This is a genomic window from Paenibacillus sp. V4I9 (assembly GCF_030817295.1).
GTDB lineage: Bacteria > Bacillota > Bacilli > Paenibacillales > NBRC-103111 > Paenibacillus_E.
Map to the genome: position 1 here is coordinate 96,033 of NZ_JAUSZE010000001.1, position 12,743 is coordinate 108,775.

4 protein-coding genes are annotated in these 12,743 nt (G+C 40.5%); all 4 read left to right on the top strand.

Annotated elements, in window-relative coordinates:
• Positions 1–65: 65 nt before the first annotated feature.
• The 4 genes from QFZ81_RS00415 to QFZ81_RS00430 all read left to right on the top strand — a co-directional run bounded on the left by QFZ81_RS00415 (position 66) and on the right by QFZ81_RS00430 (position 12,251).
• Positions 66–1,028, top strand: coding sequence for a helix-turn-helix transcriptional regulator (locus tag QFZ81_RS00415; RefSeq protein WP_307600896.1), 963 nt, complete (start codon positions 66–68; stop codon positions 1,026–1,028).
• Positions 1,029–1,060: 32 nt separating this feature from the next.
• On the top strand, positions 1,061–3,964 hold the full coding sequence (locus tag QFZ81_RS00420; protein WP_307600898.1) for a PD-(D/E)XK nuclease family protein: 2,904 nt from the start codon (positions 1,061–1,063) through the stop codon (positions 3,962–3,964).
• Positions 3,957–7,226 carry a UvrD-helicase domain-containing protein gene (locus QFZ81_RS00425; protein ID WP_307600900.1) on the top strand — a complete coding sequence of 1,090 codons (3,270 nt, stop codon included), beginning with the start codon at positions 3,957–3,959 and terminating at the stop codon, positions 7,224–7,226. The genes QFZ81_RS00420 and QFZ81_RS00425 overlap by 8 nt, the downstream gene beginning before the upstream one ends.
• A gap of 213 nt (positions 7,227–7,439) precedes the next feature.
• Positions 7,440–12,251, top strand: coding sequence for a protein NO VEIN domain-containing protein (locus tag QFZ81_RS00430; RefSeq protein ID WP_307600902.1), 4,812 nt, complete (start codon positions 7,440–7,442; stop codon positions 12,249–12,251).
• The last annotated feature ends 492 nt before the right edge of the window (positions 12,252–12,743 follow it).

Below are 12,743 nucleotides of genomic sequence, written 5' to 3' on the forward strand. Positions count from 1 at the left end.
TCATAGGTCGAATTTACTGAAATTAGTACTTTTAGATCATGTGAATGTGAAGGAGACAACAAGACGTGACTGAACGATTGATTCGATTGATGCGAATTATTAATTTGATACAATCCAAACCGGGCATTTTGGCAAGGGAGTTGGCAGAACGATGCGAGACTGCGGAGAGGACCATCTATCGTGATCTTGAAGCGCTTCATGCGATGAATATCCCAATTTCGAATTACGGACATGGCAAAGGCTATGCGTTTATCAGTAATTTCTCCATGTATCCGCTAGATTGGACGGAGCAGGAAGCGTTGTCGTTCTCCATGATGCCTTCTGTTTTGGAACAAATCAAACCTTTGCTTCCGGAAGGCTTTGATTCTGCTTTTGAAAAGGTTATGGGCGTACATCAAAAGGAAAAATCGAAACGAGCCGATATTGTGCAGCATGTCACGGATGTTATTCAAATGGGTACACCTGCCTACCGTGAAGACGGAACTTCGTTTCTCTACGATATTATTCAGGCATCTCTCTCTCAGCAAACGATACAAACCGTTTACTATACACAGAGTCGCAATGAGGAGTCTCAAAGAAGTATCGATCCTTACTATTTGGTGCCACGGGACCACCGTTTCTACTTGATTGGCTATTGTCATTCGGCTGGTGACATTCGAACATTCCGGATCAGCCGATTTCGTGATGTAAAGTTGCTTAATCAATCATTCGATAAAGGCGATTTTAATTTAAGATCGTACATGAAAAATACATGGTCCATCGAGCGTGGGGAAGAACAAATTAGGTTTAAAGTTAAGTTTCACGCGGATATAGCTCGTTATGTGAAGGAAGAGGAGCTTTTTGTGAAGCCGAAAATGACCCCTCAGAAGGATGGAAGTCTTTTGTTTGAAGTAACGGTCAATCATGAGCGTGAGTTTATGAATTGGGTCAGTCAATACGGTCCGGACGCGGAAATCTTGGAGCCGAAGTCTTATCGGGACGTCATGCGGCAGAAGCTGGAGCGTTGGAAAACCTTGTATGAAGCCTGATAGGATAAATGGAGGGATGAGACCTGGATTCATTGACGCGCATTCAACAGTTATATGAGATCATGAACAAGAATCCATTGCAGCGTAAAGTACTACTTGTACCAAGTCTTGCGCAGGGACATCAATGGCTGGAACAAATAAGCCGAGTTTATGGGCCCGTATTAAATACCGAGGTGCGGACGCTGGAATCATGGTCAATGGAACGCCTCAAGTTGCAATTGGCGAAGAGCAAGTTGCGTTATCTTCCCCATTCAGAATCGAAATGGATCCTGTATAGATTGCTTCAGGAAGAATCATCGTCAGCTTCATCCTACCTCTCAGGGGTCGCATTAACTCCCGGGTTCAACCATGCGTTCCATCGTGCGGTTTTGGAGCTGCGCGGTGCAGGAGTGATAGCGGATCAACTGCTCGCCGAGGATTTTGAGAATGAGAAAAAAGGTCTGTTCGTAAAAAAATTGCTCGGACGGTATGAGGAAGAGCTGCGACGAAATAAACTTGTAGATTTTGCAGGACTGAGTAAACTTACTGCACGGGTTCAGCTAATAAATGAGAGCATTATCGTAGACCCTTTCGTGATTCGAACTGAAATGGAACACAAACTGCTGCAAGCACTCACGCGTGGAAAGCATGTTACATTATCTGTGGGTCACGAATTTACGGATCAGCGCTCCAATTTCCCTGTTGAAAACTCGGAATTCTTCCATGCATTGGGGTCAATCGCGGAAGTGCGTGAAGTCATGCGCCGAATGATGGGCAGCTCGATAGCATGGGATCATGTAGAGGTCATTGCTTCCGACTATGAAAAGTACGCTGCCGCTATTTATACGGTTACTTCTTCTGTAGGCGTCAGATGTACATTCTCGGAAGGGCTGCCAATTGTAATTACGAATGCAGGCAAGGCAGTAAAGCTATACCTAGATTGGCTGGAATCAGGCTATAACGTTGACCCTGTTTTGTCTGCCCTAAAACAAGGGATTATTCGCTTCAAAGATGAGCGGTATGAAGGAGTGACCACGTCGAGCCAGGTACGTGAATTGGAGCGTGCAGGTATTGGCTGGGGAAGAGAAAGATATAAGTTTTTGGGACACTTGGCTGCTTCGAAAGAAGTTACAGAGGAAAGAAGCCACGCTCTTCTGACTCTTGATCGTGTTTTTCAGCGGCTATTCAATCAATTAACGGAAGCAGCATTAAGTTCTCCTGAGAAACTGATCCATGCAGTCGTGGATTTTCTGGAAAACTACTGTCTGCTAAAAGAGGAGAATGATTATCAAGTCCTCAGCGAACTTCAAGCGTTAGAACAATCTATGAAAGCTGCCGGTGAGCTATCGATGAATACATCGTTAGCTATTCAGTATCTGCGCAGTGATCTGGATCATATGCGGATACAATGCACAAGTACGCCTTCACCCGGGCATCTTCACGTTGCGTCCCTTAACACTGGAGGCCAAACCGGCAGACCCTATACATCTATCGTCGGTATGAGTGAAAGCAATTGGGCTTTTTCTATTCAGCAGGATCCTGTACTGCTAGACGATGAGCGGCTTAGAATCAGCCTGAATCTTCAGGTTAGCTCTGACCGGGCAGCGCGAATGATAGAGGAAAGGAATAGTCGGCTTGGCATGATTAAGGGGCGATGCCTAATGAGTTATTGTTCTTATGACCTTGCGGATCAAAAGGAGAACATGCCTGCTTTTGAGATGCTGCAAATATTCCGCAGGAAGTCTGGTCAAGCCGATGCGGATTACGAAGCTATGCATCAGGATATGAAAGATGTCCTGGGATTTTTTAGCGAGCCGTCCGATATATCCATGGATGCAATTGATTGGTGGATGCCAAATCTTCTCTCGAGCGAATCGCGAATCTATAACGGTCAAGAAGCTGTATATGCTAATTACTCGCATTTGAAAGACGGGAAAGTGGCGGTAGAGGCTAGATTAGATAGTAAGTGTTCTTCTTACGATGGACTCGTTAACACGGGAGAGCAGCCTGATCAATTGCCGGTAAATATGGATTCGATCGTTTTCAGCGCTAGCAAGCTCGAGCAGTACGCAAGATGTCCTTTGCAATTTTTTTATAAGGAGATTCTAGGGGTTCGTATAAAAGACGTAGCGGCCTATAATCGTACGCAATGGCTGGACGCGATGCAACGCGGAAGTTTGGTTCACGAAATATACAATCGATATTTGATGGAGGTAAAAAGTCAGCACCCGCATTCAACGGATCCGATCACACACGATCAATCCCTGCTTCAGGCCATTACGGAGGAAGTTATTCAGCTGTATTTGGTTCAAGTACCTGCTCCTAGCGCACATATTTTTCAGAAGGAAGCGGCAAGCATACGGAAGGATGTTGAGATTTTTTACGCGAACGAAAAGCATCGGACTTCCATTCCCGTATTTACGGAGCTGCAACTTCATGGAGAATTGCCTATGCAGTTAGAGTTGAGTGACGAGTTAACCATTCCAATTAGAGGATATGTAGACCGTGTGGATGAGATTGCTCCCCATCGTTACAAAATTTTCGATTACAAGACCGGTAATCCTAGAAAATACAAGCAAAATGAATGCTTTTCAGGCGGCACACAGCTGCAGCTTCCTTTATACGGGGCTGCGGTAGAACAGTGGATGAGAGAGAGCGGTTTTGATCCAGAGGCGCAGGTCGTGGACTCAGCATACTATTTTCCGACGGAGCGGGGAATGGGAGAGGAAGTTAGCCGTTCGCAAACGCGGAGGGACGACTTGGCATCACTGCTTCAAGCCGCGCTGGGTTCTATGAAACAAGGTGTTTTTCCACCAACGAATGAGCCTAAGAATTGCAGCTGGTGTGATTACAGAGCGGTTTGTGGAGCCCATGCAGAGCACTTTGAAGAGAAAAGGACTGCTCCTGAGAACGCCCATAGACTTGGGCACATTTTGGAGGTGAACCGCTATGCTTAAAGAGCAAGAGCTTCATGTGGATGAGGCGTCTCGTGAGAGAATCGCTACCGACTTGGATACAACGTTCTTGGTAGAAGCGGGTGCAGGTTCGGGCAAAACAACTTCCATCGTAGGTCGGATGATTGCACTGGTTAAAACAGGTAAAGCACAAGTGCGAGACATCGCCGCCATTACGTTCACGAATAAGGCAGCTTCCGAGCTCATGGGACGCTTTAGAATCAAGCTCGAGCAAGAGCTGCGCAAAGCACCGAAAGGTCCAGAGAGGGAAGCGCTGCTGGAAGCTGTGCGGCAGGTGCCAGAAAGCTTCATTGGAACGATTCATGCGTTCTGTGGCCGGCTTTTGAGGGAACGTCCCATCGAAGCGAAGCTCGATCCGGCTTTTCAGGAAATGGATGAGCATGAGGACCAAGAGTTTCGGGATAAATGCTGGGATGACTATTTGGAGCAATTACGTGAAGATGGAGAAGATTCCCATATCGATGAGTTGGCTGCTTTACTAGTCCATGTAGAGGATTTGCGAGCTGTTTACAACAAAGTGTCACAGTATGAGGATGTGACTATACATACCGTACAGTCGGAAAGACCAGATTTCTTTGTGATCAGAGAATCGTTATTTCCAATGATGGAGGAAGCATTCCGATACATCCCGACGGTTCAGCCGGAAAAGGATTGGGACGATTTGCAGAAAACAATTCGCACAGCTAATCGTCATCTACGAAGTAAGGACATGTCGGATGATATGAATGTTTTGGTCTTGGCAAAGTTGTTTGACCGGACATTGAACGTTACTTTAAATCGCTGGACGGACCTCAAGATGGCTAAGCAAATAAAGGGGCAGTTTCATGATTGGCAGACGACAACACTTCGGCCTTTTTTACAGGCATGGAGAGAGTTCTTACACTCTAAGCTGATCACTTTTGTTCTTCCGGCTGTCCAATACTGTCAAAGCGGTAGGATGGAAGCGGGTAGACTGAACTTTCAAGATCTGCTGATGAAAGCCGCGGAGCTGCTGCGGACTTATCCAGAAGTGAGAAGCTATTTCGGACGGCGGTACAGCCGGCTTTTTGTTGACGAGTTTCAGGATACAGATCCTATACAAGCGGAAATGATGATGCTGCTTACAGGAGTAGATCCATCCGAGTCGAATTGGCGAGAGCAGCTTCCGCGGCCAGGCTCATTGTTTGTCGTAGGAGATCCGAAACAGTCTATTTATCGATTTCGCAGAGCGGACATCTCGACCTACAACTTCGTGAAAGAACGAATCAGACAATGCGGAAACGTGCTCCAACTAACACGTAACTTCCGCTCCGTTAAGGCAATTGGCGACTTCGTCAACTATGCGTTTGAGAGCAAATTCATTTTGCCGGGGCAAACATCGGATTTCCAAGCGCCTTACGTGCAAATGATTACGCAGCGGCAGAATCCTTCTGGTAAAAAAGCGCTGCATGGTGTGTACACCATGACCATACTTAAGCAGGAGAGAGATCGGCAAGCGGATATAGCCATTCACGATGCTGAACGTACAGCGCAGTTTGTGGCGTGGGCCTGTGATGGGAACCTCTTGATTCAAGAGGATAAGGATGGCGATGGAAAGTCGATAACACGGTCAGCGCGTCCGAGCGATTTTATGATTTTGTTTAACTATAGAAAATTCATTAGCCTGTATGCGGAGCTTCTGGAGCATTATGGGATCGCATCGGATACATCGGGCAGCCACGCCGTGTTCGAGGAATTGAACGCTCTATACCTGCTGGCGGAAACGCTGAACGATCCAACCGATCGGGTTCCGTTATTGGCAGTTCTGCGGGGGATGTTGTTCGGAATCAGCGACGATGCGTTGTATCACTATCGACTTGCTGGAGGCAGCATCAGCTTGTATTCCTCTCTAGATTCTTCCGTTCTTTCGGAGAAAAACATAATGGTCGATGAAGCGCTTCGCAAGCTCCGCCAATATGCCGAATGGGTTAAAGAACTACCTGCACTATCCGCCTTTTCGCAAATGATTCAAGACATTGGCATCGTACCTGCAGCTGCAGTTAATGAATCAGGAGCAATCCGCAGCGGTACGCTTATCAAATTGATAGAGCTGCTGCAAGGGGATTCGGATGCAGCTGTTGATTGGCGTGCGCTAACAGAGCGGATGAGAAAGCTTACGTTCACGGAAAGATTGGAATCAGCTAGCCTGTTCGCGGGGAGAGGAGAAGCCGTTAAGATCATGAACCTTCACAAAGCGAAAGGATTAGAGGCACCCGTTGTCATCCTGGCATGTCCTTGCGGTTATATAGACCATGATGCTGAGGAGCATATTGACAGAATGTCAGAACCGCCGCTTGGTTATTTTACAATTACCAGACCAAAGGATGCTTACAGCTCGGAGATCATTGCCCAACCGTTAAATTGGTTGGAACTCGCCGAGAAAGAGCGCGATTACATGCATGCGGAAAAGGATCGACTGCTGTATGTGGCTGCAACACGAGCCAAACAGCTTTTGGTTGTCAGCCAATATCCATCAAGACCAGCGATTGATCCGTGGAGCCTTTTGGCTGTTTCCTTGCAGCGGCAGATGGAGCTAGATGTGACGCCGATCAGTCCAGTACGGGCTGAAAAGCTAAAAGCAATTCCGAATGTAGAGGCAAGGTTGGCCGAATGGAAGAGTCGACTGGAAAGTGCAGAAAAACCTACATATCAGGTGGCTAGCGTAACAAAGTTAGCTAAGTCTTCAAGCGAAATAGTACTTGTACGCTCAGCTGAAGGCAAGGGTATGGCTTATGGCAGCTTGGTTCACCGATGCTTACAGGCTTTAGGAGAAGGCATGGATGTTCAAGACCTGCGGGACTTCTGCCGAATGAATGCGGAAGAAGAGGGCGTCGATGAGAGATGGCTGGAGCAGGCGGAAGCGACGGTGCTGCAGGTAACCGAGAGCGACATGTGGCGACGTTGCATGAATGCAAGGTGGAGAAGCCATGAGTTTTCCTTCATGACCGCGTGTCAGATGGAGGAGAATGAGCAGGAGCAGTCGATGACCATATTGCTTCGCGGTGTTATCGATCTTGTATTCGAAGAGGAAGACGGATATGTCATCGTAGACTTCAAGACGGATCGCTATGAATCCCAGCATGAGCAGCAGTATGTGGATTATTATAGGCCTCAAGTAGTTGCTTATGTGGAGGAGTGGGAGCGAATGGTCGGCGGCGGTAAAGTGAAGGAAGCAGGGCTTTATTTTATTGATAATCACAAATATGTGTCTATTAAAAACCATTAAAATGAATGGTGTAGGAAGCGTCATCAGTTTATCCATTCGAGACCAAATATTTGAGTGGGTTTTTGAGGAAAATCAATTGCGGTTACTAGATAGGATAAGTTTCAGATTGGGGATAATGATAATTTTAAGAAACAGTTCTACTCCGCTTACTGGTTAGTCACAAATTAATAAACTGAATTGGGGACAAAGTCGATATTAAGAGGGGGACTCATCGTGAAGCAGTTTGCCGAGCAAGAGATAGATAAAATTAAGAATAGTTATATTCATAACCCTAACTTAATGTTAAGTCAGTATGGAAATGAAAAAGAGAAAATATCTGAATACAACGGTCGTCAAATACTGGAAATGCTTCAAAACGCTGATGATGAGGCGGAATTGGCCAATAAGAAAATAATATATATTTTCGTTTCCGAGGAAAAACTCATCATTGCAAATAATGGGCTTCCCTTCTCTAGGGATGGTATTGTTTCCCTCATGTATCCTCATTTAAGTTCAAAATCTAGAAGAAAGAATAAGATTGGCCACAAAGGTACCGGCTTTAGGTCGATTTTGAGTTGGGCTGAATCTGTTTATATTAAAAGTTATGATCTTTCAATTGAGTTTTCTAGAAACAATGCAATCGAATTTCTTAATGAAATTATAAGTGAATCCCCGTCAGTAAATGATTTTATAATCAAACAAGAAGAACCTTATCCGATTGCTACATTAGTTGCCCCAAAATGGATCGTTAATAGACCAATAATTGTTGATGAAAATATTCAAAATATGCAGTTTGACACTTATATAGTTCTTGATCTAAAAAAGGGAGTTTATGATAATATTGTAACTCAACTCGATAAGCTTGATATTGAAGATTTATTGTTTATGCAAAACACTCATCAATTAGTTCTCCAAACTAACGAAAAACAGATATTAATGGAAAAGAAAATTCTATTAGAAGATACAAATACAATTAATATTACCGGCGAGGAACTTTTATTAACAAATCAAAAAGTGGATGTCTCAAAGTATGAGAATGGGGAGAAAATCAAGGGGAAACAATGGTCCGTACATGGTAGAAAAGGTGAGTATAATAATAAGGAGTATGAGATAAAAGTAGCCTACACTGATAACTTTGATGATGATGGAGATGTTTTATATTCATTTTTTAGAACTAATGTGCAGCTAAGTTTTCCTGCAGTAATTCATGGAACATTTGAGCTCAATGGTAATAGGAACCAATTTAATGACTCTCCCAATAATAAACATTTAATGGGAGTCCTTATAGATGTACTTATTGATACAGCTAAATTAATCACTTTTAATCAAACAAAGTCTAGCTGGGATGCAATTAAATTGCTTTCCTTCGATGGGAAATTAGATAAAAACTTAGAAAACATGGGTTTCAAGAAAAAACTCATTGAGAAGATAAAGGAAAATAAATTATTTCCTACAGTTTCTGACCAATATATTTCTTATCTGGAGAAACCAGTATTCTATGGACTGAAAGAAGCTGAATACCTCCCGAAGGAAATATCAGCCAACCTTACTAAGTTTACTGATGATGATCAAGTTCGTAATATGTTAAAACAAATAAATATGTTTACCTATATGTATGGGCCACTGTGCAATAATCTTAAAAGTATTAATTCAAAGCTTGATAACAATATAAGAGCAAAATTAATCAGATTCATGTTCGAGTGCTATAAGGATAACATACAAGAGTCTCGTCCTCCTCTTTTTGTTGATCAAAATAATAACATTATTCCAGAGAAGAATGAAATATTTCTTCCGTTAGATGAGATGTCAATAATTGTCCCGGAGTTTATTAGTCTCACATTCATGAGCAAGTCTCTATACAAAGCTCTACTCAGTGCTTTTAATGTTAGCAATGTAAATGGATTATATAACTGTATCCAAATATTTAATGTGCATGAATATAAACCTGTAACTGTAATAAGGAAGATTGTTAATCAAACTCGAGAAATTATTCATGATCTGGACAGACATAAAAGTAAATATATTAAGCTATTATTAAATTCATTATTTAATATTTATATAAGTGCGAAGAAGACAGGAGAGAGATTTCCTAACGACTTATCGGTGCCTATTCTAAATCGACATAATCAAGTGGTGGAATCAAATCAAATTTACTTTGGAAAGGAATACTTTGAAACAATAACCGAGAACCTTTTTAAGCCAATTAAAAAGAATTGTTTTGTAGGTTCACCCAAAATTTTAGGACTTGAAACTGTGGATAAGGCTGAAGTGAAAAGATTCTTATCATGGACGGGAATTGAAGTATTCCCGAGGTCTATACTATTGCCCGTTAGAGAAAAGGATTATGAAAAATATGTATATGAGGCCATAGAGAATTATCCAGTTAAATTCGGCGACTTGAATGTTGAATTTGGTAGTCCGAATGATGTGATGAACTATCAAACTGAACGAGCTCACATAACAGCTGAAATAGTAGATTCATTTGATCAAATACTGGAGAAATCTTCTTTCGAAGATATAATTATATGGCTAATTAAATGTAAACCAATCTATGAATTAGTTACATCAGGTATCGAAAAAAATAGTAGGGCATCCTTTCAATTGAAGTTTAAATATAGATCAGAAAGGAAACCATTACCGGGGAAGTATTTTAAGTCATTTCTTCTTTGGAAACTACAAAATAGCAACTGGGTGATTAATGAAAAAAATCAGAGACTTTTACCCCGAAACTTTTGTTTTACTAAAATAATTCATAAAAGCTTAAGTCCTTTTATAGAATCGCCTAATATTGATGTAAACTCCGATAAATTTATCAGTAATGGAATATCTGCTGAGGATGTTGAAAAATTGTTACATAGTATTGGAATTGGTTCCGATCTTTCTACATTTTCAACAGAAACTATATATGGAATATTAGATGATCTAGAGGAATTAGATCCTAAAGGTGAAAAAGCTGAAATTATCTACAAGATGATAATTGATAGCAGGCCTAAGATAAAAAAAGAGTCGATTTTTTACTCGGCCTTTCATGCAGATGGGAAAGTATTTTCGCGAAAAGGAACTCAATCACAATATTCATCCGTGAAAGATACATATTTTATACCAAATCGCATGTATTGTGATGATATATTAAAGAATTACAATATTATTGCTCTTGATAGACGTCTTAGTAAGCAGAGAGTGAAGGATGTTTACGGGGTGAACTATTTTGAAGGTATTAAGTATAACTTGTTATCGGAACCTATTTATCATAGTCTAAATGATGATTTTCAACTAGAGTTTGAGGAGCTAAAGCCATATTTTTATGTTTCAAGGATAAACAGGGATAAAAAACATAATGAATTGGAGAAATTAAAAAAATTAAAAGTGATGCTCTGTACGGAGATTGTTACTAGTTTTATACATAAACGAGTAGAGACAGCCTTGGTTCTCAATGACTATGATTTTATCATTATTGACAATACAATTATGTTTAAATTATCAGAAGGCAGACATCACTCCGTTGATGATTTACGTTATGATGCACGTTTCAAGGCTGATTTTACGGAACTTATTGCTAATATCTTAGATTGTGAAGATAGCAGAGGTTTTTTTAGGGAAATGTATTACCAAAGAAGACTTGATCGTGATGATTTAATAGCTCAGGAATTTCAGGATGAGAACTTGGAACTCCTATTAAGGTCAAAGAATCTTCTAGGAAGTGCAACAAGTCCAATTAAAAATTTTTGGATGGCCGTCATTAAGGCCAAAAAAATAAAAATCAGAGAGGATATCCCATATCACGAAGAAGAGTTTAAAGTGTTTTGTAAAAATATATTGAAATTGGATTCCAATGTAATTGAATCTATACTCGATTATGATGAAATAAACTCATACTCGAATTTTCAGTCTCTTAAAAGATTATTTCAAATATTACACCTTAAAATTTCAGTATTTAACTTATTTACTTTAAATAAGATTAATTTAATTGACTACTATAAAAAGGAATTTAACAATTGCAAATTAAATTACAGACAGGAATTCTTAACGTTGCTTTATCTGCAAATTAAACAATTCAAAGAGCCTGCTGAAAAGAAAAGGTATATTAAGTTGCAACTTGATTATGAAAACATGGAGTTTTCCTCTTATGAAAATTCTTTTGATTTTAACGTTCTTAAAATTTTTAAGCTCACCATTAAAGAAAAGTTTCAGATCGATCTATCTGAAGCATCGTCTATTGATTTATCCAAAATTTACCATGAAAACTTTACACAGTTAGAAACATTGATTCAAAAAGAATATTATGTAACAACTCAGCAAATTATTGACTTTTTGAGTAATAATGAGTTTAAAAGCTTGTTATACTTTGATGAAGTTGATTATCTTTTGACTGAATTTAAAAAGACTCATGTGGGCTTTTTACGGTCTAATTTTGAAAGTCCAGAAGGTGGACCGGATGGCAGAAGTAAACCTGGATATAATGATCCTTTTCAAAACTTATATTCAAAAATAATTCGTGATTTTGCGGGAGTGCCATTACCAATAAAAGACATTTCTTCGAAAAAACCTGAAAGTGATATCTCAAGTAAACTCAAAAAAAATGTCAAAAGGAGTGTGGGGAGAAGTATTGCACGATCCAATGAAGAAATTGGTTTTATGGGTGAAGTTATTGCATACCTGGCACTAATTAATGAATACGGTGAGGATAATGTTGAATGGGTTTCTGAAAATGCTTTACGAGCCAAGAATAATGAAACAGGAAGCGAGACTTTTCATTATGATCTAAGATATAAGGACAAAAATGGTGTGTATCGATTTGTTGAGGTCAAGGCGTCAACGAAAGAGGAGATGACATTTAACATAACAAAAGATGAAGTGCTGTTTGGAGAGGAACATAAAGACTTATACGAGGTTGTTATTATTAATAACGTAAATGATGAGGAGCCAGATATCTTACGCTTACAATCCATATTTAGATATAAAAAGCATGAATCGTTTAAGGAAAACAGCAAATTTAGAGTAGAGAATAATTCGTTCAAGATAAAATTTCTTCAAGCATTAAATTGATCAATTTGAGTTTTAACCTCAATATTACAAGGCTGGCATGAGTAACACAGAAATTAATGTAAAGGGATTAGACAATTTATAATGGGGACGAATTGGGGACGAAAGCTTTCATTTGCGGGCAAACTTCAACCAAACAGAACAATACTCGAATCGGGAAAACCTTTATAAATCAAGACCTTAGCCCGCTGCGCCATATGGGAACAAACTAAGCTATGTTCCCGGACTTGGTAAATTGCTGATCCATAAGAATCATGTGGTTCTTGAGGTATAGTTACAGCGGAGACGGCAAGTGTGGATATCACCTTCGAGGTTAAAGGCCAAGGATGATTATTTCCAATCAATAGAGGCTGCTGAACGAATTCGTGTTATCAAGTTAGAACAGGTCAATGAAAAGATGGGTTTAAGCAGGGCTTTAAGAAGAAATAGAAGGATAACCAACAAGATGATTGATTGAGTGATCATATATCCTTCTGTAGTAATATATGTTAATTA